The sequence below is a fragment of the Micromonospora sp. NPDC047670 genome (assembly GCF_043204915.1).
Classification (GTDB): Bacteria; Actinomycetota; Actinomycetes; order Mycobacteriales; family Micromonosporaceae; genus Micromonospora.
The window spans coordinates 1-24636 of record NZ_JBIDDA010000005.1; the positions used below are offsets into that span (position 1 = coordinate 1).

The window sequence follows — 24636 nt, forward strand, 5'->3', positions numbered from 1 at the left end:
ACGTCCTCTACGCCATGCTCCGCGACAAGATCCCCTACCAACCACGCCCCACCAGCCCCGTCCCCGCTTGACCAAACCCATAGGGACACCCCCCCCGCCGGCGGGGAGACCTCCCTACCGGGTGCCGGACAGGCGGACCGGGCGCTACGCCGGAGGCCGGCCGGGTGCGACGACGGTGCGCTGGTAGTGCGCGGCGATCTCGTCGCTGGTCGTCAACCAGATGTCGGGCTGCGCCGCGAGGTACGCCAACGCCTGGTCCAGGTACTTGGCGCGGAACGGCTGACCGATGACGAACGGGTGCAGGGCCAGCGCCATGACCCGGCCGCTGTGCTCGGAGTCCGCGTGCAACTGCTCGTACTGGTCCTTGACGATCTGGACGAACTCGGGCCCGGTGACGCCCCTGCCGAACAGCAGGAGGTCGTTGAGTTCGACCGAGTACGGGACGCTGACCATGCCCGGCACGTTCAGCCGGTAGGGCTGGTCGTCGTTGGTCCAGTCCAGCAGGTAGCTCAGCCCCAGCTCGGCGAGCAACGTCGGCGTGTGGAACGTCTCGGTCAGCCCCGGACCCATCCAGCCCCGCGGCCGCCGGCCGGTGGCGGCGCCGATCGTGTCGACGACATCGGTGAGGAACCGGCGCTCCTCGTCGAGCGACATGCCAGCATGCAGGATCGAGTTGGTCCGCCCGTGCGCGAGCCAGGCCCAGTCCCGGCTCAGGCCGGCCTCGATGATCTGGGGGTGGTGGTGGGCGACGGCGGAGTTCAGCAGCACACTCGCCCGGATACCGTGCCGGTCGAGGCTGTCGACGGCGCGCCAGATGCCGACGCGGGAGCCGTAGTCCCGCCAGCCGTAGTTCAGCGCGTCGGGGACCAGGTCCGCCGTTCCGGGCCAGATGCTGGTGGAGGGTCGGTCGAGCAGGAAGTGCTCGACATTCAGCCCGATGTAGGCGGCGACCCTGGCGCCACCGGGCCAGCTGATCGGTGGGCGGTCGGTGATCGGGCTGTAGTCGAAGAGCCGGTTTTCCGCTGTGTCGGTCATGCTCGTGTCCGTCATGCCGACAAGGTAGGAGCTAACATCGGTGTCAGGTTCAAGTCCGGAGGATGCGATGCGGATCGGTGAGCTCGCGCGGCGCACCGGGGTGAGCGAGCGATCGCTGCGCTACTACGAGCAGCAGGGCCTGCTGACGGCCAACCGCACGCCCGGCGGTCAGCGCGACTATCCGGAGTGGGCGGTCGACCGGGTCATCCGCATCCAGGAGTTGTTCGCCGCGGGGCTGCACAGCAAGCGGATCGCGCGGTTGCTCCCGTGCATACGCGACGCCGACGGCGGCCCCTCGGAGATCGCCACGCCCCAGTTGGTCGCCGAGCTGAGCGCGGAACGCGCCCGCATCGATCGGATGATCACCGAGCTGACCAGTTCCCGCGACGTGCTGGACGACGTGATCAGCACGGCGTCGCGGGCCCAGCGGTAGGCGGCTGCGTCCGGCGCGCGGGCCGGCGGTGCGGGCCCCGGCCATCCGACAGGAGGCCCGCACCGCCGACCCGTACCACGTCGATGCCGGCCGCCGCGGACGCGGCGACTCGGTGCGGTGTCGACCGGGCGACCGGGGCGACGTCCGACACGACGGGCACGTACGCGGCAACCCGGCATAACAGGCTCACCCCGACGCGGGAGCGTGCCTCCGCCACGCCGATCCCGGTCGGGCCGTCCCCGCTGCTGACGGCATCACCGCGTGCGCGATCACCGCGTCCGGGCGAAACGCCGCCGGTGGAGCGACTCGACCTCGGCCGCCAACTCGTCGACCGGCCCGTCGACGCGGACCCCCGGCACGACGTCGGTGATCGGCAGTGCCGCCACCGGCGCGGCCGGCACATCCCACTCCCGCAGCCAACCCCGCAACTGCGCGGACGACGCGGCGTAGACGATGCGGCCGAGCCCGACCCAGCCGTGCGCCGCCGCACACATCGGACAGTGCTCGCCGGAGGTGTACACGGTCGCCGCCGCGCGTTCGGCCGGGCTCATGTTCGCCGCGGACCAGCGGGCGATCTCGAACTCCGGATGGCGGGTCTGGTCGCCGCCCTTCACCCGGTTGCGGTCCTCGAACAACACGGCACCGGCGCCGTCGACCAGGACGGACCCGAAGGGCTCGTCGCCGTCGGCCAGGGCCTCGGCCGCGAGTTCGACACAGCGCCGCAGGTGGCGGATGTCGGTCTCCGTGATCGGCACCGCGGGAGCCTATCACCGCTGACGGTCTCCAGCCGCTGCTCTCCGCACCCCCGACCGGGCATCCCCGCCGCCGGAGAAACCGGAGGCGGTCACATTCGTCGGGCGCGGGAAGACGCACTTCCGTGACGGGCCCTCGAAGCCGCGAAAGACGCCCGGCGGGGCGGACGAGGCCGGCGCGACCGGCGCCACCGGGTAAGCTCCGGCATCGGCGTGCGGATGGCGGTGACACCGGGACGGGACGGCGCCGCACCGCTTCGGGCACCTGAAGCCGGGCGGCGGCGTCGGCCGGGCGTACGGTGGCGCGGGACGACGGTCCGAGGGGTGAGGCGCTGGCTGACGAGCCAGGGTGGGGTGGTTGTGGCAGCCGACTGGCAGGCGGGCGGCGTTCGCCCCACCGGAGGGCCGGCGCTGACGGCGCTGCGGAACCGGCAGAGCCTCCGCGAGGAGGTGGCGCAGGCGCTGCGTGCGGCGATCGTGGCCGGTCAGCTCAGGCCCGAGAAGACCTACTCGGCCCCGACGCTGGCGACCCAGTTCGGGGTCTCCCCGACCCCGGTGCGGGAGGCGATCCTCGACCTCGCCAAGGAGGGCCTGGTCACGATCGTCAAGAACAAGGGCTTCCGCATCAGGTCCCTCTCGGAACGGGAACTCGACGAGATCACGGAGATCCGGGAGCTGTTGGAGATTCCGGTGGTCGCCGACCAGGTCGGCCGGCTGTCCACCGGGCAACTGCGCGAGCTGTCAGCCCTGGCGGAGGCGATCGTCGCGGCGGCGGGTCGGGGCGACGTCGTGACGTACGTCGAGGCGGACCACGAGTTCCACCTGACCGTGCTGCGCGCGGGCGGGAACCTGCGACTGGTGGAGACCGTGGCCGACCTGCGTAGCCGCACCCGCCTGTACGGGCTCGACGCGCTGGTCGAGAGCGGGCAGTTGGTGGCGTCGGCGAACGAGCACGTCGAGCTGGTGAAGCTGCTCGCGGCGGGTGACCGGGAGGCGGTGGTCGACCTGATGCGGCGTCACCTGCGGCACGTCCGGGGCATCTGGGCCGCCCGCCCGGAGCAGTAGGGCGCGCGGGAGGCAGTCGCGACTCGTGCGGCGGCCGGCCCGCCGGTCGCCCCCGCATGGGCACGATCGGGGCTCTTGACGGCGCCGCCGACCCTGCTACGGTGCCATGTAACATATTACTGGAGGATGCATGGCGCACATGCCCTGGCGAGGCGTCCTGGTGGCGACCGCCTTGCCGTTCCACCGCACCGACCTGAGCATCGACCACGACACCTACGCCGCCCACGTCCGGTGGCTCGCCGACAACGGCTGCCACGGTGTCGTCCCCAACGGCTCCCTGGGGGAGTACCAGGTGCTCAGCGCCGACGAACGCGCGGCCGTGGTGCGCACGGCGGTACGGGCCGCACCGCCCGGGTTCGCGGTGATTCCCGGCGTGTCCGCCTACGGCGCCGACGAAGCGCGACGCTGGGCGGAGCAGGCCGGTGAGGCGGGCTGCCCGGCGGTCATGCTGCTGCCGCCCACGGCCTACCGCGCGGACGACGCCGCCGTGCTGGCGCACTACCGCAAGGCGGCCAGGGCCGGCCTGCCGATCGTCGCCTACAACAACCCGCTCGACACCCGGGTGGACCTCACGCCGACCCTGCTGCGCCGCCTGCACGACGAGGGCCTGATCGTCGCGGTCAAGGAGTTCAGCGGCGACGTCCGCCGCGCGTACACGATCGCGGAACTCGCACCCGGGCTCGACGTCCTGGCCGGCGCGGACGACGTGGCGCTCGAGCTGCTGGTCGCGGGCGCGGTCGGCTGGATCGGCGGCTACCAGAACGCCCTCCCGGCCAGCTGCGTGCGCCTCTACCGGGCCGCCGTCTCCGGGGACCTGGCCGCCGCGACGCCGCTCTACCGGGCCCTGCACCCGCTGCTGCGCTGGGACTCCCGCACCGAGTTCGTCCAGGCGATCAAGCTCTCCATGGACGTGGCCGGCCGGACCGGCGGACCCACCCGCCAGCCCCGCCAGCCGCTCGCACCGGCGGACGCCGAGGACATCCGCGCGACCACCGAGAAGCTGATCGCGGCGGGGCACCGCTGATGCGCAGCAACCGCGTCATCCACGTGGTCGACTCGCACACCGAGGGGATGCCCACCCGCGTGGTGACCGGCGGCGTCCCGGTGCTCCCCGGCGCCACCATGGCGCAGCGCCGGGAACACCTGATGACCCACCTCGACGACCTGCGGACCTTCCTGATGTACGAACCCCGGGGCCACTCGGCGATGTCCGGAGCGATCCTGCAGCCGCCGACCCGGCCGGACGCCGACGTCGGCGTGGTCTACATCGAGGTGTCCGGCTGCCTGCCGATGTGCGGGCACGGCACCATCGGCGTGGCCACCGTGCTGGTCGAGACCGGCATGGTGGCCGTCACCGAGCCGGTGACCACCGTCCGCCTGGACACCCCGGCCGGACTGGTGGTGGCGTCGGTGGCCGTCACCGACGGCCGCGCCACCGGCGTCACCATCCGCAACGTCCCGTCCTTCGTGGCGGAACTGGACGCCACCGTCGAGATACCCGGCTACGGGCAGGTCCGCTACGACCTCGCCTACGGTGGCAACTTCTACGCCATCGTGGACCTCCCCCGGCTGGGGTTGCGCCTCGACCGGGCCGACAGGCAGCGGCTGTTGGACGTCGGCCTGGCCATCATGGCGGCGATCAACGACGAGAAGGCCCCGGTACACCCGGAGCAGCCGGAGATCTCCGGCTGCCGTCACGTGCACCTGGTCGCCGAGGGGTCGACCGCCCGCCTGTCCCGGCACGCCATGGTGATCCACCCGGGCTGGTTCGACCGCTCCCCCTGCGGGACCGGCACCTCGGCGAGGATGGCCCAACTGCACGCCCGAGGGCTTCTCCCCCTGGACCAGGACTTCGTCAACGAGTCGCTGCTCGGCACCCGGTTCACCGGTCGGCTGGTCGACACGGCCACCGTGGCGGGCCGACCCGCGGTGGTACCGACCATCACAGGCCGGGCGTGGCTCACCGGCACCGCACAGCACTTCCTCGACCCTGACGACCCCTTCCCGGCGGGATTCCTGTTGTGAGTGAACTGATCCAGAGCCGTTCCCCCCAGAACCCGGACGACGTCGTCGCGGAACACGCCCCGGTCCCCCCGCACCGCGTGGCGGACCTGGCCGCCCGGGCCCGCGTGGCGCAGGCCGCATGGCGACGGGAGGGACCGGCCGGCCGCGCCGCCGCCCTGCGCGTGGCGGCGGAGCGGATGCGCGCCCGCGCCGACGCGACCGCCGCCCTGATCGTCCGCGAGGTGGGCAAGCCCGTGGCCGAGGCCCGCGCCGAGGTCGGCCGGGCCGCCGCGATCCTCGACTACTACGCGCAGTCCTGCTTCGCCGCCACCGGAGACCTGCTGCCGCCGTCCCTCCCGGCGGAGCAGCCCGGCCTGCTGTACACCGAACGGCGACCCCGCGGCGTCGCCGGGCTGGTCACCCCCTGGAACTTCCCGGTGGCGATCCCGCTGTGGAAGGCCGCCCCCGCCCTGGCCACCGGCAACGCGGTGCTCCTCAAGCCCTCCCCCGAGGCACTGGCCTGCGCGGAGGCGGTGGGGCGCCTGTTCGACGGGCTGCTTCCCGACGGGCTGCTGCAGGTCCTACCCGGCGGCGCGGAGACCGGTCAGGCCGTCATCGACGCGGCCGACGTCGTCTCGTTCACCGGGTCGGCGGCGGTGGGCGCCGAGGTGGCCGTCGCCGCCGCCCGCGCCGGCGTGCCCGTCCAGGCGGAGATGGGCGGGCAGAACGCCGCCGTGGTGCTGCCCGACGCCGACCTCGCCGCGACCGCCGCGATGCTCGCCGCCGCCGCGATGGGGTACGCCGGCCAGAAGTGCACCGCGACCAGGCGGATCGTCGTGGTCGGGGACCCCGCGCCGCTCACCGAGGCGCTGGTGGCCGCGGTGGCGGCACTGCCGTGCGGTGACCCGGCACGGGCCGACGTCACCGTCGGCCCCGTCATCACCCCGGTCGCGCGCGACCGGGTCCGCGACGCCGTCGAGGCCGCCCGGGCCGGCGGCGGACGGGTCCTCACACCCGGCGGCGACACCGGCCTCTTCGTCGCGCCGGTGCTGCTCGACCGCCTCGACCCGAACCACCCCGTGGCCCGGGAGGAGACGTTCGGGCCGCTGGCCACCATCTTCGCCGTGCCGACCCCGGCCGCCGCCGTCGCGCTCGTCAACGACGTGCGGTACGGGCTGGTGACCTCCGTGCACGGCCGCGACATCGGCCTGCTGCTCGAGGTGGCACGCGGCGTCGACAGCGGCCTGATCCGCGTCAACGCGCCGACCACCGGGGTGGACTTCCACGCGCCGTTCGGCGGTGAGAAGGCCTCCAGCCACGGTCCGCGCGAGCAGGGGACAGCCGCGCTCGACTTCTACACCTCGACGCGCACCGTCACCCTCGCCGCTCCCCCACCCCCGCCCGTCCCCGCCGAGGAGTCCGCGTGAACCGCACCGACCTGCACACCGGCAGCCACGACCTGCCGGTCAGCCCCGCCCTGGAGGAGTTCATGCTCTCCGGCTGGGCCGACAGCGAGCAGCACGACCTGCCCGTCGACGACGTCGCCGGCTGGGCCGGGGCGCGGCGGGCGCGACTGCACGCCCGGTTCGCCGGCGAACGGCTCGTCGTCCCCGCCGGCGGGTACAAGCAGCGGTCCAACGACCAGAATTACCGCTTCCGGCCGCACTCGGCGTACGCCTGGCTCACCGGCGACCAGTCCTCCGACGGGGTCCTGGTGGTCGAACCCGACGGCGAGGCGACTCTGTTCCTGCGGCCCCGCTCGGACCGGCGCGGCGGAGAGTTCTTCCGGGACCGGGTGTACGGCGAGTTGTGGGCCGGCCGCCGTCCCACCCTCGGGGAGAGCAGCCGGCGCCTGGCGGTGCCGACCCGGCACGTGGCCGAGTTGGAGGCGGCGCTGTCCGGGCCGCGCGTCCCGACCCGGGTGCTGCGCGGCGTCGACGGGCGGGTGGACGCGCTGCTCGCCGACGCGGCCGGGCCGGGCGACGCGGAGTTCGCCGCCGTGCTGGCCGAGCTGCGGCTGGTCAAGGACGCCTGGGAGATCGACCAGCTCGAGCAGGCCGTGGCGATCACCACCCGCGGGTTCGAGGACGTGGTCCGGGCCCTGCCGATGGCGAAGCGCACCTCCGAGCGGTACCTGGAGGGGGTGTTCTGGCAGCGCGCCCGCCTGGAGGGCAACGACGTCGGCTACCACTCGATCGTGGCCGCCGGCGCGCACGCGGCCACGCTGCACTGGATCGACAACGACGGGCCGGTCCGCGACGGCGACCTGTTGCTGCTCGACGCGGGCGCGGAGACCCGGTCGCTGTACACCGCGGACATCACCCGGGTCTTTCCGGTGTCCGGCCGGTTCAGCCCGTTGCAGCGTGACCTGTACGAGCTGTGCCGGCAGGCCAACGACGCCGCCCTGGAGTGCCTGAAGCCCGGCGCCGAGTTCCGGGCGTTCCACCGGGCCGCGATGACGGTGCTGGCGTACGGGCTCGCGGACCTCGGGGTGCTGCCCTGTTCGGCGGAGCAGGCCCTGGCGGAGGACTCCGGCCTGTACCGCCGGTGGACCCTGTGCGGCTCGGGTCACATGCTCGGTCTGGACGTGCACGACTGCGCCGCCGCCCGGGCCGGCAGCTATCTGGACGGGCGGCTCGAGGCCGGGCACGTGCTCACGGTCGAGCCGGGGCTGTACTTCCAGCCCGACGACGAGCTGATCCCCGCCGAGTTGCGCGGGCTGGGCCTGCGCATCGAGGAGGACGTCCTGATCACCGACGACGGGTACCGGCTGCTCTCCGACGGCCTGCCGAGGCGGGCGGACGACGTCGAGGCGTGGATGCACCAGGTCGGTTCGTGACCGCTGCGGACGTCGTCGTCGTCGGAGCCGGGATGACCGGCGCCGCCTGCGCGTACTACGCCGCCCGGGCGGGGCTGACGGTCACCGTGGTCGACCGTGGCGGGGTGGCCTCCGGCACCACCGGCGCCGGTGAGGGCAACATCCTGGTCTCCGACAAGCCACCCGGCCCGGAGCTGGACCTCGCGCGTCGTTCCGCGGAGCTGTGGCGGGAACTCGGCAACGCCGTGGGCGGGGCCCGCTTCGAGCTGGAGCACAAGGGCGGCCTGGTGGTGGCGGCCTCGCCGGCGGAGGACGCCGCGCTGCGTGCCTTCGCCGCCGGCCAGCGCGCCGCCGGGGTCGAGGCGTACGAGGTGGCCGCCGACGAGTTGTCCGACCACGAGCCGCACCTGGCGACGGACCTGGCCGGCGGCGTGCACTACCCGCAGGACATGCAGGTGCAGCCGATGCTCGCCGCCGCCCACCTGCTCCGCGCGGCCAAGGTGACGGTGCTGACCGGCACCAGGGTGGTCGGCCTGCCCCGGGACGCCGCCGGAGCGATCCGGGGCGTGCAGACCGACCGGGGGCTGCTGCCCACGAGGGCGGTGGTCAACGCCGCCGGGGTCTGGGCCGCGGAGGTCGCCGCCCTGGCCGGCGTGCACCTGCCGATCCTGCCCCGGCGCGGCTTCGTCCTGGTCACCGAGCCGCTGCCCGCGCTCATCCGGCACAAGGTGTACGCCGCCGACTACGTCGCCAACGTCGGGCGCAGCTCCAGCGACCTGCAGGTGTCCCCGGTGGTCGAGGGGACGCGGGCGGGCACGGTCCTGATCGGGTCCACCCGGGAACGGGTGGGATTCGATCCGGCCTTCTCGCTGCCGGCGCTGCGCGGGCTCGCGGCGGGGGCGGTGCGGCTGTTCCCGGTCCTCGGCGCCGTGTCGGCGATCCGCGCCTACCGGGGCTTCCGGCCGTACAGCCCGGACCACCTGCCGACGATCGGCGCCGACCCCCGGGTGCCGGGCCTGCACCACGCCGCCGGTCACGAGGGGGCGGGGATCGGTCTCGCCCCGGCGACCGGCGAGGCCGTCGCGGCCCTGCTGACCGGCCGGCCGCCGCGCACAGACCTACGACCCTTCGCACCGGAGCGTCACGATGTTCACCTTTGACGGCCGCCCGATCCCCACCGACGGGGAGCAGACGATCGCCGCCGCCCTGCTCGCCGCCGGCATCCGCTCGTGGCGGCACACCCGTGTCGGGGGCCGGCCGCGGGGAGTGTTCTGCGGGATAGGCGTCTGCTTCGACTGCCTGGTCCGCGTCAACGGCGTACCGTCCCAGCGGGCCTGCCTGGTGACCGCCCGGCCCGGCGACGCGGTCGAGCCCCAGGACGAGCTGCGGGAGCGGGCATGACCGCGTACGACGTGCTGGTGGTCGGCGCCGGCCCCGCCGGGTTGGCGGCGGCGGTCAGCGCCGCCGACGCCGGTTGCCGGGTGGCCGTGCTGGACGCCGGGCCGCGTCCGGGCGGACAGTACTGGCGCCACCGCTCCGGCGCGGACGGCCGGGGGCACCACGACTGGTCGACGTTCACCGGGCTACGGGCCCGGCTGCGCCGGGTCGACCACCGCACGGACGCCGCCGTCTGGTTCGTCGAGTCCCGCCCCGACCCCACCGGCCCGTGGTTCGCCGTCCACACCCGGGCGGGGGTCGTGCACGGCCGGCGGCTCGTCATCGCCACCGGCGCCCACGACCGGGTGGTGCCGTTCCCCGGCTGGGACCTGCCCGGCGTGGTCACCGCCGGCGGCGCTCAGGCCCTGCTCAAGGGGCAGGGCGTGGTCTTCGCGCGGAGGGTCGTGGTGGCGGGCACCGGCCCGTTCCTGCTGCCGGTCGCGACCGGCCTCGCCGAGGCGGGCGGCACGGTGGTCGGCGTGTACGAGGCCAACGACCCGCTCGGGTACGTGCGGCAGGTCCGCCCGGTCCTCGGCGCGGCCGGCAAGCTCGCCGAAGCCGGGCGGTACGGGTGGCGGATGCTGCGGCACCGGGTGCCCTACCACCGGCGGACGACGGTGGTCGCGGCGCACGGCACCGACCGGTTGACCGGGGTGACGGTCGCCGCGGTCGGCCCGCGCGGCGCCGTCGTGCCGGGCAGCGAGACCGCTGTGGAGTGCGACGGTCTCGCGGTCGGTTTCGGGTTCACCCCACAGCTGGAGCTGGCGACGGCGCTCGGCTGCGCCACCCGGATGGACCGGGACGGCAGCCTGGTGCTGGACGTCGGGTCGGACCAGGCGACCTCGGTGCCGGGGGTGTACGCCGCCGGGGAGGTCACCGGGGTCGGCGGGGCCGGGCTGGCCCTCGCCGAGGGGCAGCTCGCCGGCGGCGCCGTCGCCGTTTCCCTGGGCCGTCCCCTGCCCTGGTCCGCCAGGCGGCAGGACCGGCTGCTGCGCACCCGGCGCCGGCTACGCCGGTTCGCCGCGGCGCTGCACGCGGTGCATCCCGTGCCGCCCTCCTGGCCGGACCTGTGCCACGACGACACGCTGCTCTGCCGCTGTGAGGAGGTGCCGGTCGGGACGGTACGGCGGGCGGTGCGGGAGTTGGCCGCCGGGGACGCCCGGGGCGCGAAGCTGCTGACCCGGGCCGGCATGGGCTGGTGCCAGGGCAGGATCTGCGGCTACGCCACCGCCTGCCTGACCGCGCGGGAGGCGACGCGGCGGCCCGACGTGGCGGACCTGGCCGGGCACGCGTCGCGCCCGCTGGCGCAGCCGATCACGCTCGGCGAGCTGGCGGCCGGGGATCCGACGGGTGACGTGGGCAGCTCGTGACGGGTCTCCTCGGGCGAGCTGTCCGGTCGTGCCGAGCGGGCCGCGCCCGAACTAGGGCACCATCCAGGACAGCAGGGGCGTCGCCTGCAACCCGACCAGTAGACACATCAGGGCGAGCAGCAGCACGCTCCAGCCGAACATGCGCCGGAACAGGTCGCCCTCCCGTCCGCTGAGCCCGACGGCGGCCGCGGCGATCGTGAGGTTCTGCAGGCTGATCATCTTGCCGAGCGTGCCGCCGGAGGCGTTGGCCGCCGCGAGCAGGACCGGATCGAGGCCGGCCCGCTGCGCCGCGGCCACCTGCAGCGCGCCGAACAGCGAGTTCGACGAGGTGTCCGAGCCGGTCAGGGCGACCCCCAGCCAGCCGAGGACGGGCGCCAGGACGGCGAAGAGACCACCCGCGCCGGCCATCCAGACGCCCAGCGTCGCGACCTGCCCGGCGGCGTTCATGGTGAACGACAGGGCCAGCAGCCCGACCACCGTCAGGACGGCCCACCGCAGCTCGGCCAGGGTGCGCCCGTACAGTCGCACGGCATCGCGCGGTGACACCCGCAGCAGCCCCATCGTGATCAGGCCGGCCACGACCAGCAGCGAACCGGGCGCGGCGAGCCAGGCGAAGCGGAAGGTCGACAGCGGCGACGGGGCGCCGGAGGCGGTGCGCACGTGCAGGCCGGGCCAGGAGACCGTCAGCGTGCCGGCGTCGAGCAGCTGCTTGACGGCCGGCACCTGGGAGACGGCGAAGACCGCCACGATCGCCGCGTACGGCGCGTACGCCCGCCACTGCGAGCCCCGCGGCGGCGGCGCGTCGCGCTCGGGCAGGCCCCCACCCGCCGCCACGGGAACCGCCCGCCGCACCGCGGGCCGGCGCGTGACGAGCAGCAGGGCGACCGTCCCCGCGAAGGCCGCGACGATGTCGGCGAGCGCGGCCGTCAGGAAGTTCGTGGTGACGAACTGGGCCGCCGCGAACGCGGTGCCGCACGCCAGCGCCGGACGCCACAGCTCGCGTACGCCCCGGCGGCCGTCGACGACGACGAGCAGGACCAGCGGGACGACGACCGCGATCACCGGGACCTGCCGGCCGGCCATCATGCCCAGCTCCGTCGCGGGCAGCCCGGTCACGCCGGCGAGCGTGGTGATCGGCAGGCCGAGCGGCCCGAAGGCGGCCGGCACCGTGTTGGCGACCAGCGCCACGGCGGCCGCCCGGACCGGGGTGAAGCCGAGCGCCAGCAGCATGACCGTCGTGACGGCCACCGGCGTGCCCTGCCCGGCCAGCGCCTCGAGCAGCGACCCGAAGCAGAACGCGATCACCATGGCCTGGACACGGCGATCGTCGCTGATCCGGGCGAAGCCCTGCCGCAGCGTGTCGAAGTGCCCCGTGTGCACGGTCATCCGGTAGATCCAGATCGCCGTGCCGAACGTCCAGACGAGGGGGAAGAGGGCGAAGGTGGCGCCCTGCCCGGCGGCCAGCAGCGTCTGCGACAGCGGCATCCGCCACAGCCACCAGGCCAGCACGACCGCCACGGCCAGCGCGCCGAAGGCCGCCACCCAGGCCCGCGTGCGCACGACCCCGAGCAGGACGAACAGGGTGATCAGGGGCAGCGCGGCGCAGGCGGCGCTCAGCGCGAGCGACCCGGCGACCGGTTCCAGGGGCTGCTGGTACATCGAGACCGCCTCCGCTGCGGACGCCCCCGGTCCTACGGCGGGCGTGGCGTACGGCTCATCTCACCGGACGCGGCGGCGCGCCACGTCTCCCAGCTTGCGCAAGCCACTCGGCCTGGCCCGCGCGGCAGCCGGCGGTCGCGGTCGCCGGGCGCAGCCACGGGCCGGCCCCGGTCAGCGGTGGACGGGCCCGCCCGTTCGAGGTCGGCCGCCCACGACCGGCGACCGGTGGGGTCGGGCTCTAGAAGCCCGGCGAGGGTGCCTCGGGCGGGCGGCCGGCGGCGTGGTGGGCGTCGGCGAGGGCGATGCCGAGCAGTACGGCCGCCGCCACGACCGACGCGGCCAGTGCCGGGGCGTAGGCGAGGGGCGCGGCGGAGGCCGCCAGCACGGCGATCCCGACCAGGCGCCGGCGCGACAGCCGGTCGAACACGACCCGCTCGAGCCGGATGCGACCGTAGAGGAAGAGCACGGGTCCGCCGAGGATCGCGGCGAGCCACGCCGATTCCGGTCGACCGGTCGGGTGGGTCAGCACGATCTCGAAACCGGCGGCCATCCCGACGATGCCCACCACCATGACGACGTGGGCGACGCCGGTGGCCTGCCCGGCCACGAGCCGGTCGGTGGCCGTGACGACGGCCTCGGCGAGAACCTGACCCGAACGGTAGAAGTAGATCCGCCACAGCAGCACCGTCGACAGGTACGCCACGACCAGCGCCGCCGAGGTCGCCGCGGTGACGGGCCGGTTGGTGAAGGTGAGGCCGACGGCGAGCACGCTCTCCCCGAGCGCGATCATCAGCAGCTGTTGGTAGCGCTCGGGCAGGTGGTGGCCGCTGTCCATCGCCCAGGCGCTGACGGGCGGCCGGCTCATCCCCGGGACCGGCCATCGCAGCTGGGCCGCGACGATGTCCACGGTGACCGCGGTCGCCCACAGCGCCGCCCGGGCGTTGCCGTTGGCCACCGCTCCGGCGACCCAGATGGACCCGCCCGCCACGCACCACAGCGACGACCGGACGTAGAGGTGCCGCAGCGCGTGACCCCGCAGGGTGGGGATCAGGACGAGTGGCCGGACGCAGTGCAGGAGCAGGTACGGCACCACGAACGCCCATCCCCGGCCGACGAACGCGTACGGCAGCGACGAGGACATGACGAGCAGACCGAAGGCGCTGGCCAGGACGATCCATTGGATCGTGGGCCGGCGGGGGTCGAACCAGCTGGTGATGTGCGCCGTGGTGATCCACAGCCAGATGAGCGGCATCGTCAGCACGAGCAGGTAGGCCAGCGACCGCCACCGCAGGACGGGGTCACCGCTGGAGAGGTCGTCCACGACCCGGTTGACGACCCCGGCGAGCGCGAACACCAGCACCAGGTCCACGAACAGCTCCAGGAAGTTCGCCTGCCGCACGTCCTGGTGCCGTCGCAGGAGGTCCCGCTCCGGTCGGCCTGCCCGTAGCCCCATGACTGCCATGCTGGCCGCTGACGTGTCGGCCGGACGGCAGGTTGCCCACCTCCACCCACACGAGGCCGCCCTCCGCGCCGGGGCGGCCCGCGGCGGGATCACGGTCGAAAGTTGCGCTCTTCGGCGGAAACAGGCGGTGGAAAGCGTTTCGGAACCCTACGGTCGGTTAGCGGGACGTGTCCGGGTACGGCCTATCCGAGGAGACAGCTCATGCAGATGACCGCGACCGACAACCACGCCCTCGCGCAGGCGGTCCACGACATCGGGTCCGCGCTCTGGTTCGGGGGCACGGTCATGGGCGTCGCCGGGGTGAACAAGTCCGGCAGCGACCTGGCCCAGGGCATCGACCGGATCCGGGTCGCCGAGTCCGCCTGGGGCCGGTTCGGTCCCGTCCAGTGGCTCGGCATCGGCGCGACCCTGCTCGCCGGGCTCCAGCTGACCCGGGTGGGCGGCCGCCGGATGGCGCTGCAGAAAGGCTTCGCCTCCGTCGGAGCGCTGAAGGCCGGCACGGCGGTGCTGGGGGCGGCGGCGACCGCCTACGCCGCCTATTGCGGCAGCCGGATCGGAATGTTGGCCGAGGAGGCGCAGCAACGCGGCGACCGGGTGGAGGTCAAGGACGCCACCATACCCACCCCGAACACCCCCGCCCAGATCGCCATGTGGCAGCGCCGACAGCGGCTCACCCAGTACGCCGTGCCCGTCCTCGCGGGCGCCAACATCGCCCTCGGCTCGTACCTCGTGCAGTCCTACCGCACCGCCGCCACGACGAAGGGGGTGCTGCGTCGGATCCTGCCCGACTGACGGGTGTGGGCGAGAGGCGAGCGGGTAGGCGCCATCGGAACGGGTGGGTGTCCGAGCGGCGGCCCGGGTCGAGCGGGATGGAGTGACGATGACGCGACGGTGGGACGAGTCCGGCGATCCGCTGCGCGAGCCGCCCGAGGCGGACGCGGTGGAACAGCGGCAGACAGTCGACGACGACCCCGACGCGGAGCCGGCACCGACGCGTCTGCCCACGGAGGCCACCGAGGCCGACGTCGCGGAGCAGGGCGCGGAGGTCCCCGGCGAGCGGGACGGCTCACCGCCGACCCTGCCCGCGGACGCCAACCCCGCCGACGTCCTGGAGCAGCGCGCGACGATCACGCCGGACGAGGAGCGCCGCGACTGACGCCACCCCGGCCGACGTCCGGGCCAATTCACCCGTGCCGCGGGCGGACCCGTCACCGCCGTGCGCCACCGCGGCAGGCATCGACGGCGACGGGGGCCCGCGTGCCCGTCCGCACCGCCCGCCGGGCCGCCTGACGGATCGACACCCACCGCCGGCCGTCGGCGACCGCGAGTTGCCGGGCGAACCGGGACGACTGGACCGGTCACGCCGCGGGTAACCGCCGCCGTGGCCGACTGGCAGAAGGTATTCACCCCGGACACGCCGCTGCTGGAGATCGTCGTCCGGGGCAGCGTCATCTACCTGGCGCTGTTCCTCCTCCTGCGGGTCCTGCTCAAGCGGGAGAGCGGCACCACCGGCGTCACCGACCTGCTGGTCATCGTGTTGATCGCCGACGCCGCACAGAACGGCATGGCGGACGACTACACCTCCGTCACCGACGGGATCATCCTGGTCTCGGTGATCATCGGTTGGTCGTACCTGCTCGACGCCGTGGCGTACCGCTGGCCCGCCGCCGCCCGGATCATCCACCCGCGCCCGCTGATGCTGGTGCGCGACGGGCGGATCCTGCGCCGCAACATGCGCCGCGAGCTGGTCACCGAGGAGGAACTGCTCGGTCAGCTCCGCGAGCAGGGCGTCGCCGACCTCGCCGACGTACGCGAGGTGCGGATGGAGTCCGACGGGCAGTTCAGCGTCATCACCCGCGGCGGCGACCAGCCGCACAAGAAGCCCGGCCGGCGCGGGGCCGCCTGACGGGTCGTCCCCGGCCCGGTCCGCACGCAGGTGGGACGACAGTCGCGGGGGTGCCGGGGCACGTCGGGCCACGCCGGCGGCGATCGCCTGCCGCCCGGGCGCGTCCGCGACCCCGCGCGTCGGTCCGACCGAGGTACCCGGCGCCGTCTCCGCTCAACGGGCGGCGGTTGTCGTGCGGACGGCCGAAAGATCCGGCCCCCGTGTCCCGGCCGCCCGGGACAGCGGACCCTGTCGCTGGTACACCCCGGGCCGACAGACTCTGCGGCGAGGTGATCGGCGGGCCCGCCGGAACCGTTGCGCCGCAACGCCTTCGGCCCGGCCACGCGCTCACGCCGTGCCGCGTGGACGCGGCCGGTCACCCGACATCCGGATCCGCGACCTCGTGCCGGCATCGACGCGCGCGGTGGCGTCCACACGGGGAGGGGAAGGTATGCGACCAGATGCGCACCCGGCCCGGCGCGGCCGGCGTTACCGCGCCGTCGCGCCCGGGAGCAAGCCGGCGTCGGGTCTCCGTCAGCGGATCGGCCTGAGTGGACAGCCGGGCCGCCCGGTCGGCCCGCCCCACCCGTCGTCGACCCGATGGTTGTCGAACGCCGGGGTGGATCTTCCGCTCCGTTGCGCGGTAGGCGCGGCGGGGCCCGGCGACTTCAATCGTCGTAGACACCGCGCGACTTCCACCGTCCCGTCGCTCGGCCCCGGGCGAAGGGATGTGCGATGACGGCTCCGTCCGATCTGCCACTGGTCCTCTGCGGTCCCGTCGTACGCCGCGTGGACCCGACCAGCGTCACCGTGTTCGTCGCGCTGCGCGCGGAGTGCACGGTGACGCTGAGCGTGTTCGCGGTGGGCGCGGCTCCCGGATTCACGCGCGGCGCCACGGTCGGCGCCGCCAGCCGTGCGACGGTGCGCCTCGGCGACCGGCTGCACGTCGTCGCGGTCACCGCGAGCGGCGTCACCCTGCAACCAGGCACGCTCTACGGCTACGACCTGGCATTCTCCGGCGGTTCGACGGCCGGCAGCCTGTTCGACCCCGGCGTGGTGGGCCTCGACGCGACGGCCGCGCGGGCGGCGTTGACGTACGTGGGACACCCGCAGGCGCCGGCCGCCGTGCCCGCGTTCCCGACCTTCGCCACCCCGCCGGGCGACCCGAACCGGCTGCGGATCTTCCACGGGTCGTGCCGCAAGCCGCACGGCGAGGGCGTCGACGCCTTCCCCGCGGTGGACCCCGTCATCGCCGCCTCCGTGGGCGATCCGAACCTGCGCCCGCACCAGCTGGTGCTCGGCGGTGACCAGATCTACGCCGACGACGTCGCCGACCCGCTGCTCGCGTTGATCCACGGCCACGACGCGCTGCCGCCGAACGGCGACGACCCGGCGGTGCCCGCGTACGTCGGGCTGGCCGCGCGGCTGGGGCTGGCCGCGGAGGTGCTGCCGGTCGGCACGACGGCCCCGCCGACGGACGCGATGTACACGCCGGGCAGGCGCGCCGCGGCGATGGCCCGGGACGCGAAGTTCACCTCCGGCGAGGCGGACAGCCACCTGATGTCGCTGCGCGAGTACCTGTGCATGTACCTGCTGGTCTGGTCGGACGTGCTGTGGCCGGCGCACTTCCCGCGGTTCGAGCACGTGCTGCCGGCGGACACCCGGATCCTGAAGGACCCGCAGGGCCACGAGCCCGGCGCGACGGTCTACGACCAGCTGCTGGCCGGGCGGGAGTACACCCCCACCACGCAGCAGAAGGAAATCGTCGAGCGGTTCCAGCGGTGGCAGCGGCAGGCCATCGCCGTGCGGGGGTTCCGGCTCGGCCTGCCGGCGGTGCGCCGGCAGCTGGCGAACGTGCCGACGTACATGGTGGCCGACGACCACGAGGTCACCGACGACTGGAACATGACCAGCGCCTGGGTGACCGACGCCGTGGTGAACGCCCCGCTCGGGCGGCGGGTGGTGCGCAACGGGATGGCCGCGTTCGCCGTGTTCCAGGCGTGGGGCAACACCCCGGACCGGTTCGCCGAGACGGGTGCCGCCGGGGAGCCGGGTCGGGCGGCGCTGGCCGCGCTGCGCGGCTGGCTGGCCGCCCCGAACGACGCCGACGACGTGGCGCTGCGGAGCCGCCTCGGGATGCCCACGGCGGTCACCGCCCAGGGCCGGCTCGCCCGGCCGGCGGGCGCGCTGACCTACCACTGGAGCGTCACCTGGCCGCGCTACCAGCTGCTCGGCCTGGACACCCGCACCTGGCGGCAGTACCCGGCCGGGGCGGGCAACCCGGGCGGCCTGCTCCACGACGACCAGCCGCTCAACGACATGATCGCCGGCAACGTGCTCGGCGACGACGCGGTCACCGTCGTCGCCCAACCGGTCGCCCTGTTCGGCGTGCCCGTCCTGGAGCAGCTCGCGCAGCCCGTCGCGAGGGCGTTCGCCGGCCGCTACGACTCCGCGCTGGAGGACGCGTGGGTGGCCAGCGACGCGGCGCTGCACAAGTTCCTCGGCCGGCTCTTCGCCGCCGCGCCGCCCGGCGCCGACGGCGTCCGGCGCCGCCGGGTCGTGATGCTCGGCGGCGACATCCACTTCGGCTCCGCCGAACGGATCCGCTACTCCGCGACCCTGCCGTACGCCTGCGGACCCGACCTCGCGAAGCCGTTCGAGGGGGTCAACCGCACCGAGGGGGTGCTGGCCGGCTTCGTCTCCAGCGGCTTGCGCAACGAGAACGACGAGACCCGCGTCCTGCACGACCTGGGGTACGTGCCGCTGCTCGACGGCACCGGGCGCATCGACCTGGTCGGGTGGGCCAACGAGCTGCCCGGCAAGGAGGGCCAGCGGACGCAGGCCGGCGTGCAGGTGACCCTGGCCGCCGACGACGTGACCGGCTGGTGGGTGTCTGGGCGGCCCGCCGTCGGCGACGTCGACGGGTTGAAGCTGCTGACCCGACCGCCGGAGTGGAACGTGCACGTGCAGTTCGTCCGCCACGACGAGGCGGACCCGCAGGCGCACCGCGACGGCACGCCGGAGCCGGTGGTGGACCCGGCCGGCCTGCCGCGCGCAGCGGCGCTCGCGCAGTACCTGGCGGCGGCCCGGAACCTGGACGGCTACAAGGGCTCCTGGGGCAACGGCAAGGAGATCGTCGGCCACAACAACCTCGGCGAGATCACGTTCGACTGGCGGGACGGGGAGTGCAAGTCGGCGACGCAGCGACTGTGGTGGCACCTGCCCAGCGAGAACCGGGCGGCCGCGCTGACCACGTTCACCGTCGACCTGTCCTACGGCTGCTCGCTGACCGTCACCGGGCCGTACGGGGGCTGGGTGCTGCGCGCGGACGACCGGGACGCCACGGCGACGACGAAGGCCCGCTACGACGGTGCCGAGCGGCCCGCGTCGCTGGTCACCGACCAGTGGGTACGCCGGCTGCAGCAGGACCTGGCGACGTTGGGGTTCCTGGCGCCGGACGCGGTCGACGGGGCGTACGGCATGGTCACCTACTGGGCGGTGCTGGAGTTCCAGACGTACGCCCGCCGCGAACGGGCGGCGGTCGAGCCGGCCGGCGCCACCGCCCCCCGCTACTCCGACCGGCTGCAACCGGTGGACGTGCCGGAGGCCGAGCGGTACCTGGGCCCGGTCAGCGGGATGGCCGACCTCGCCACCCAGGTCGCGATCAAGCGGTGGCTGGACAAGCGGTGGCGCAGCCCCGTCGTGGTCGAGGCGTGGCAGGTGGCCGGCGACGCCCCGCAACGGCTGGACAAGCCGAACGTGTGGAACTTCGACGAGGTCACCGCCGCCGACCGGCGGGTCTACTCGCGGGTGGTCACCGGCCGGCCGACCGGCGCGGGCCGCGCCCCCGAGGGACACCCGGAGCTGATCCGGCTGGGCGCCTACCGGGCGCACCCACCCGCGGCCGAGTGGAGCGGACCGGTCCTCGACGCCGAGTCGGAGCTGCTGCCCGAGGCGGTGCTGCCCCGCCCGCAGGGACACGGCACCGGCCCGTCGCTGGCCGCGCTCGTCGCGACGATCGGCGCCGGCGGGGACGCCGGCACCCGCGCCGCCCGGCAGCTGTCCACCTTCAAGGTGCTGCGGGCCGTCGCCGAGAACCGGGTGCCGGACGCCGCCGGCGGCTACCTCGACGCGGTCGCCGCCGACGACCCGGCGGTGATCCGGTTCGGCCCGTTCGGCTGGCGGGCCCACGGGCCGCTGCCCGCGCCGACGGGCGTGCCCACCCACCTGGACCTGCGCTCCGAGCCGGGCGAGATGTGGGCATACCTGGCGTTCCTGCGCGCCACCGACCGGGACGCCTACGACGCGCTGGGCGGGCACGCCGGGGTCGCCGCCGTCCCCGGGTGGGGACGCGACGGCGGCGGGCTGCTCGCCGCCGACCTGCGGGTGCTGCGGGCCCGCCCGGCGCGCAGCGACGCGGCCGGCGCCGCCCGCGAGGGCATCAGCACCACGCTGGAGCTGCTGGGGCTGCGCTCCTGGCACTGGATGCACCGCTACGCGCTGGCGCTGCGCGGCCACGACGGCGTGCGCCGCGGCACGTGGACGTTCGCCCGGCAGCGGCTGCACGACCTGCTCGCCACCGACTGGGACTCCCCCGACCCGGAGGCCGCCGCCACCGTGGCGAACGTGCCCGGCGCGGACGGCAACCCACGGCGGGCCCGCGTCGGCGACGTGTTCACCTCCGAGCGGGCGGTGGCGCTGCTCGCCTGCTGGCAGCAGCACCGGGCGCACCAGCTCGTCGCGGTCGGCCCGCCGGCCTCCACCGCCGAGAAGCCGGAGTTCCGCGGCCGGGCGCGCGCCGCCACGCAGCTGCACCTGGTGCTGACCAAGGCCCGGGAGCTGGGAGCCGACTTCGGCGGGCCGCCCACCGGCTGGACCGACGCGCACGAGACCGCGCTGATCACCGCCATCGGCCAGGTCGTCGCCGGCGACACCGAGGTCGCCACCGCGCTCACCCGGCTCGCCACCTGGCCGGCCTGGCCCACGGGACGGCACTACACGCTGCCGCTCGACGCGCTGCCCGCCGCCGACCGGGGCCTGTCGGCGGCCCGGGGATCGCTGCGGCTGGACCTCGACGGCCTGCCGAGGGTGACCGCGTGACCAGCACAGCACCGACGGCGGGCCGCCGGCGCCGACACGAGGGACGGGATGGACGATGAGCGACGCCAAGAACGCGCTGGCACTGCTGTGGAACGAGATCCGGCTGCTGGCCGAGCCGGTGCTGGGCGCGTACGACCCGTGGCGGCGGGCCCGGCTGCTGCGCGCCCTGGGCTGGGACCTGGAGGCGGTCAGCGGGTTCGACGCCGCCCGCTTCGAGGACTGGGTCAAGACCATCGAGCCGGCGCTGGACGCGCTGACGGCCGCGACGTCCGAGGCCCGGTTCGACAGCCTGGCGGCGGTGCAGAAGCTCGGCAAGGCCGCCGGTGACGCGGTCGGCAAGATCGGCGCGTTGCCCCCGACGCTGCAGTTGCAGCTGCCGGACGTGGCCGGCCTGCCCGAGGAGCTCGCCGACGACCTGCTCGACCTGCTGGTGCTGACCTACCTGCTGCGCCGGGCGCCGTGGACGCTGCCCGTGCTGGACCTGCTCGGCCTCGTCACCCCCGCCGCCGAGGCGGCGCCCAGCGCGCCGATGCCGCCGGGCGACGCCCCGATCCGGTTGCCCCGCCGCCGCGACGAGCTGCACCTGGAGCGCCTCGTCGACCTCGTCGCCGACCCCGCCGCCTACTTCCGCGCCCACTACGCGCCGGCCGGCTGGGACACCCCGGAGGGCGTCGCCGAGCTGTCCGCCCGGCTGCTGCCGCGGCTGGCCCGGGCGCTGCGGTCCCTCGGTGTCGACGCCGACCAGGGCGTACGCCCCGACGTCGGCCCCGACCAGGGCGAGGTGGGTCGGCGGCTGGCCGACAGCCTGCTGCGGCTGCGGTTCAGCGGGCTGCGCACCCCCGGCGGCGAGCCGCCACCCACCGGGAGCGCGCCGTGGCAGCCCACCTTCGACCTCGGCGTCACCCTGGGCCTGGCGAGCTGGGACGGCCGGCTCACGGTGATCCTCGCGCCAACCGGCGAGGCACACCTGCAGGGGGCGATCGGCGCGTGGAACGTCGCCACCGACCTCAGCGGCGCCGGCCCCGCCATCGCCGTCAACGCCGACGGGGTCACGTTCAGCGACGCCGCGTCGGCGGTGAGGTGGGCCGCCGAGATCGCCCGGATCGCGCCCGCCGGCGAACCCGGCTGGATCATCGGCGCGCCGCAGGGCACCCACCTCGCCGTCGGGCAGCTCGTCGTCACCGGCCGCGCCAGCCTCGGCGCCGGCCGCGACGACGTCGAGCTGGGCGTGCGGGCCGGCCGCGCCGAACTGGTCGTCCGGGCCGGCGACGGCGACGGGCTGCTGGGCAAGCTGCTGCCCGCCGACGGACTGCGGCTCGGCTTCGACCTCGGCGCCGCCTGGTCGATGCGGACCGGCCTGCACCTGGCCGGGGCCGCCGCGCTGACCGCCGAGTTCCCGGTGCACCTGTCCTGGCACGGCATCGGCGTCGAGGGGCTGCGGATCGCGCTGGCGGCCTCCACCGGGTCCCGCGCGGTCGGCCTGCTGATCACCACCACCGTGCGGGCCACCCTGGGGCCGCTGCACGTCACCGTGCAGAACATCGGCGTCCGCGCCGACCTCACCTTCCCGCCGGCGCTGCCGGCCGGCGGCGCCGACGCCGCCCGGGGCGGCAACCTCGGCGTGGCGAACCTGGAGCCCGGCTTCAAGGCCCCCGACGGGATCGCGCTGCGGATGGAGAACGGCTTCGTCTCCGGCGGCGGGTACCTGTTCGTCGACGAACCCCGCGGCATGTACGCCGGCGCCCTGCAGCTCGGCCTGACCTCGAACGCGCCGTTCACCCCGATCAAGGGTTTCCGGATCCAGGCCACCGCCATCGTCAACACCCGCAACCCGGACGGCACCCGGCTCACCGAGGCCGACGGCGGGCACACCTTCTCCCTGCTGCTCGCCGGCACGTACGAGTGGTTCCCCGGCCTGATGCTGTTCTGGGGCATCTCCATCACCGGCCTGGGTCTGGTCGTCGGGCACAACCGGCGCACCAACCCGGAGGAGTTCCGCAACGCCGCCCGCGCCGGCACCCTCGACACGCTGTTGTTCCCGCAGGACCCTCTCGGCAACGCGCCCGCCGTCATCGCCACCCTCAGCCGGCTCTTCCCGGTCGACACCACCGGCACCGTGCTCGGCGCGATGGTGCGGCTGAACTTCCTCAACGGGCAGGTCGTCGCCGACCTGGGCGTGCTCGTCGAGTTCCCCGACCCGGTGCGTGTCCTGCTGGCCGGCAAGCTGGTCATCGACTTCAAGACCGCCGGCAAGTTCCGGCTGGACTCCTTCGGCATGGTCGACTTCGCCAGCCGCGAGATCACCCTCGACGCCGCGCTGATCGACTCGAAACTGTTCGGCCGGCCGGTCTCCGGCGAGATGGCGCTGCGGGCCCGCTGGGGCTCCGGCAGCACCTTCGCCATCTCGATCGGCGGCTTCCACCCCCGCTACACACCCCCGCCCGGCTTCCCGCCGACGATGAAGCGGTTCTCCATCCAGCTGCGCAAGAACGCCAAGGGCATCAACCTGGAGGCGTACCTCGCGGTCACCACCAACACCGCCCAGTTCGGCGCCGCGCTGACCCTGAAGTTCGAGGGCGGCGGGTTCCTCATCGAGGGCCGCGCCTGGCTCGACGTGATGTTCCAGTTCAAGCCGTTCTGGTTCACCGCCGAGTTGGGCGCCACCGTGTCATTGAAGTTCCGCGGCACGGAACTGCTGGCGGTGAACCTGAAGATCGGCATCTCCGGCCCGCACCCGTGGCGGGCCTGGGGCGAGGCCCGGATCAAGTTCCTGTTCTGGGAGGCGTCGGCCAAGTTCACCTGGACCGACGGGGACACCACAAATCCCCACGAACTCACCTACCTCAACGCGGCCGGCATGCTGCGGGAGGCGCTGTCCACCCCGCAGGCGTGGGAGGTCCGGCCCGCCATCGGCGCCGGCGAGCCGGTGACCCTGCGCGACCTGACCGGCTGGACCGGGCCGATGCTGCTGCAACCCGGCGCGCACCTGTCGGTGCGGGAGAACGTGCTGCCGCTGGACACCGACCTGCAACGCATCGGGACGTCCCGGATCAGCGGACCGAACCGGTTCACGCTGACCGGGGTGCGCGTCGGCACCGGTGACGACGCCCTGGCCGGCAGCCTCGGCGACACGGTGGAGGACGACTTCGCGCCCGGGCAGTTCCGCGACCTGTCCCCCGTCGAGCAGCTCACCACGCCCGGCTTCGTGCGGCTCGCCGCCGGGCGTACCGTCGCGCTGCCGGAGGGCACCACCCTGCCGCCGGCCGACCTGACCACCTTCGCCGAGCTGGCCGGCGACGCCGCGTACGACCGGATCATCATCGACGACCCCGACGCCGCCGGCCGGCCCCTGCCCGCCCAGCCGGCCACGGCGCGGCTGGCCGCCCCCGGCGGCGACCTGCTGGCCCGCTTCGCCGCCACCGCCCCGGCCGCGTACGCGGGCCGCCGCGCCCGTTTCACCGGCCCCACCCCGGACCTGGCCGCCGCCGCGCCGCCCGCCCGCGCCGCCCGCGTGCCGGCGCAGCGGCGCGCGGACGCCGCGCCGGCCGCGCCGCGCCGCCCCCGCGTCCGGGTGCCCAAACCGAGGATCACGCCCGTCGAGCTGGAGGTCTGCTGA

Annotated in this window: 18 protein-coding genes; 14 read left to right on the forward strand and 4 right to left on the reverse strand. The window is 74.7% G+C overall.

From position 1 onward, the window contains the following. Positions 1-144: 144 nt before the first annotated feature. On the reverse strand, positions 145-1050 hold the full coding sequence (locus ACGF7U_RS13825) for a polysaccharide deacetylase family protein (protein WP_393106279.1): 906 nt from the start codon (positions 1048-1050) through the stop codon (positions 145-147). Between the two features lie 52 nt (positions 1051-1102). Here ACGF7U_RS13825 and ACGF7U_RS13830 point away from each other — a divergent pair, with 52 nt between their 5' ends. Continuing rightward, positions 1103-1468, forward strand: a complete 366-nt coding sequence (locus tag ACGF7U_RS13830) for a MerR family transcriptional regulator (protein WP_393106281.1) — start codon at positions 1103-1105, stop codon at positions 1466-1468. A 269-nt stretch (positions 1469-1737) separates the two neighbouring features. Here the strand turns inward: ACGF7U_RS13830 and ACGF7U_RS13835 are convergent, their stop codons facing one another. Further along, a complete protein-coding gene (locus ACGF7U_RS13835; protein WP_393106283.1) occupies positions 1738-2223 on the reverse strand; it encodes a nucleoside deaminase in 486 nt (161 codons plus the stop codon). A gap of 357 nt (positions 2224-2580) precedes the next feature. Here ACGF7U_RS13835 and ACGF7U_RS13840 point away from each other — a divergent pair, with 357 nt between their 5' ends. From ACGF7U_RS13840 to ACGF7U_RS13875, 8 genes are all read left to right on the forward strand, one after another. Beyond that, complete coding sequence (locus tag ACGF7U_RS13840) at positions 2581-3285, forward strand: GntR family transcriptional regulator (RefSeq protein WP_393106285.1); 705 nt, start codon at positions 2581-2583, stop codon at positions 3283-3285. 160 nt (positions 3286-3445) lie between these two features. Continuing rightward, positions 3446-4309 carry a dihydrodipicolinate synthase family protein gene (locus tag ACGF7U_RS13845; RefSeq protein WP_393106287.1) on the forward strand — a complete coding sequence of 288 codons (864 nt, stop codon included), beginning with the start codon at positions 3446-3448 and terminating at the stop codon, positions 4307-4309. Beyond that, positions 4309-5310, forward strand: coding sequence for a proline racemase family protein (locus tag ACGF7U_RS13850; RefSeq protein ID WP_393106289.1), 1002 nt, complete (start codon positions 4309-4311; stop codon positions 5308-5310). The genes ACGF7U_RS13845 and ACGF7U_RS13850 overlap by 1 nt, the downstream gene beginning before the upstream one ends. Continuing rightward, a complete protein-coding gene (locus ACGF7U_RS13855) occupies positions 5307-6716 on the forward strand; it encodes an aldehyde dehydrogenase family protein (RefSeq protein ID WP_393106291.1) in 1410 nt (469 codons plus the stop codon). The genes ACGF7U_RS13850 and ACGF7U_RS13855 overlap by 4 nt, the downstream gene beginning before the upstream one ends. Continuing rightward, the gene (locus ACGF7U_RS13860; RefSeq protein ID WP_393106293.1) at positions 6713-8128 is read left to right on the forward strand and encodes an aminopeptidase P family protein; all 1416 of its coding nucleotides are present in this window, start codon (positions 6713-6715) and stop codon (positions 8126-8128) included. The genes ACGF7U_RS13855 and ACGF7U_RS13860 overlap by 4 nt, the downstream gene beginning before the upstream one ends. Continuing rightward, on the forward strand, positions 8125-9267 hold the full coding sequence (locus tag ACGF7U_RS13865) for an NAD(P)/FAD-dependent oxidoreductase (protein WP_393106295.1): 1143 nt from the start codon (positions 8125-8127) through the stop codon (positions 9265-9267). Before ACGF7U_RS13860 ends, ACGF7U_RS13865 begins: the two co-directional genes overlap by 4 nt. Next, positions 9254-9508 carry a (2Fe-2S)-binding protein gene (locus tag ACGF7U_RS13870; RefSeq protein WP_393106297.1) on the forward strand — a complete coding sequence of 85 codons (255 nt, stop codon included), beginning with the start codon at positions 9254-9256 and terminating at the stop codon, positions 9506-9508. Before ACGF7U_RS13865 ends, ACGF7U_RS13870 begins: the two co-directional genes overlap by 14 nt. Beyond that, on the forward strand, positions 9505-10914 hold the full coding sequence (locus ACGF7U_RS13875; RefSeq protein ID WP_393106299.1) for an FAD-dependent oxidoreductase: 1410 nt from the start codon (positions 9505-9507) through the stop codon (positions 10912-10914). Before ACGF7U_RS13870 ends, ACGF7U_RS13875 begins: the two co-directional genes overlap by 4 nt. A gap of 51 nt (positions 10915-10965) precedes the next feature. Here ACGF7U_RS13875 and ACGF7U_RS13880 read toward each other — a convergent pair whose 3' ends face one another. Together ACGF7U_RS13880 and ACGF7U_RS13885 are read right to left on the reverse strand one after the other, a co-directional pair. Further along, the gene (locus ACGF7U_RS13880) at positions 10966-12573 is read right to left on the reverse strand and encodes an L-lactate permease (RefSeq protein ID WP_393106301.1); all 1608 of its coding nucleotides are present in this window, start codon (positions 12571-12573) and stop codon (positions 10966-10968) included. A 238-nt stretch (positions 12574-12811) separates the two neighbouring features. Next, positions 12812-14026, reverse strand: a complete 1215-nt coding sequence (locus ACGF7U_RS13885) for a low temperature requirement protein A (RefSeq protein ID WP_393106303.1) — start codon at positions 14024-14026, stop codon at positions 12812-12814. A gap of 210 nt (positions 14027-14236) precedes the next feature. Between ACGF7U_RS13885 and ACGF7U_RS13890 the strand changes: the two genes are divergently transcribed. The 5 genes from ACGF7U_RS13890 to ACGF7U_RS13910 all read left to right on the forward strand — a co-directional run bounded on the left by ACGF7U_RS13890 (position 14237) and on the right by ACGF7U_RS13910 (position 24636). Then, the gene (locus ACGF7U_RS13890) at positions 14237-14827 is read left to right on the forward strand and encodes a hypothetical protein (protein ID WP_393106305.1); all 591 of its coding nucleotides are present in this window, start codon (positions 14237-14239) and stop codon (positions 14825-14827) included. An 88-nt stretch (positions 14828-14915) separates the two neighbouring features. Then, complete coding sequence (locus tag ACGF7U_RS13895; protein WP_393106307.1) at positions 14916-15191, forward strand: hypothetical protein; 276 nt, start codon at positions 14916-14918, stop codon at positions 15189-15191. Between the two features lie 225 nt (positions 15192-15416). After that, positions 15417-15941: a DUF421 domain-containing protein gene (locus ACGF7U_RS13900; RefSeq protein WP_393106309.1), complete on the forward strand. Its 525-nt coding sequence runs from the start codon at positions 15417-15419 to the stop codon at positions 15939-15941. 714 nt (positions 15942-16655) lie between these two features. After that, complete coding sequence (locus ACGF7U_RS13905; protein WP_393106312.1) at positions 16656-21020, forward strand: peptidoglycan-binding protein; 4365 nt, start codon at positions 16656-16658, stop codon at positions 21018-21020. A gap of 55 nt (positions 21021-21075) precedes the next feature. Next, positions 21076-24636, forward strand: coding sequence for a DUF6603 domain-containing protein (locus ACGF7U_RS13910; RefSeq protein ID WP_393106314.1), 3561 nt, complete (start codon positions 21076-21078; stop codon positions 24634-24636).

Coding starts and splice junctions, on each gene's coding strand:
- ACGF7U_RS13825 (WP_393106279.1), bottom strand. CDS start 1,050: ATGACGGACACGAGCATGACCGACACAGCGGAAAACCGGCTCTTCGAC.
- ACGF7U_RS13830 (WP_393106281.1), top strand. CDS start 1,103: ATGCGGATCGGTGAGCTCGCGCGGCGCACCGGGGTGAGCGAGCGATCG.
- ACGF7U_RS13850 (WP_393106289.1), top strand. CDS start 4,309: ATGCGCAGCAACCGCGTCATCCACGTGGTCGACTCGCACACCGAGGGG.
- ACGF7U_RS13870 (WP_393106297.1), top strand. CDS start 9,254: ATGTTCACCTTTGACGGCCGCCCGATCCCCACCGACGGGGAGCAGACG.
- ACGF7U_RS13875 (WP_393106299.1), top strand. CDS start 9,505: ATGACCGCGTACGACGTGCTGGTGGTCGGCGCCGGCCCCGCCGGGTTG.
- ACGF7U_RS13880 (WP_393106301.1), bottom strand. CDS start 12,573: ATGTACCAGCAGCCCCTGGAACCGGTCGCCGGGTCGCTCGCGCTGAGC.
- ACGF7U_RS13885 (WP_393106303.1), bottom strand. CDS start 14,026: ATGGGGCTACGGGCAGGCCGACCGGAGCGGGACCTCCTGCGACGGCAC.
- ACGF7U_RS13890 (WP_393106305.1), top strand. CDS start 14,237: ATGCAGATGACCGCGACCGACAACCACGCCCTCGCGCAGGCGGTCCAC.
- ACGF7U_RS13895 (WP_393106307.1), top strand. CDS start 14,916: ATGACGCGACGGTGGGACGAGTCCGGCGATCCGCTGCGCGAGCCGCCC.
- ACGF7U_RS13905 (WP_393106312.1), top strand. CDS start 16,656: ATGACGGCTCCGTCCGATCTGCCACTGGTCCTCTGCGGTCCCGTCGTA.
- ACGF7U_RS13910 (WP_393106314.1), top strand. CDS start 21,076: ATGAGCGACGCCAAGAACGCGCTGGCACTGCTGTGGAACGAGATCCGG.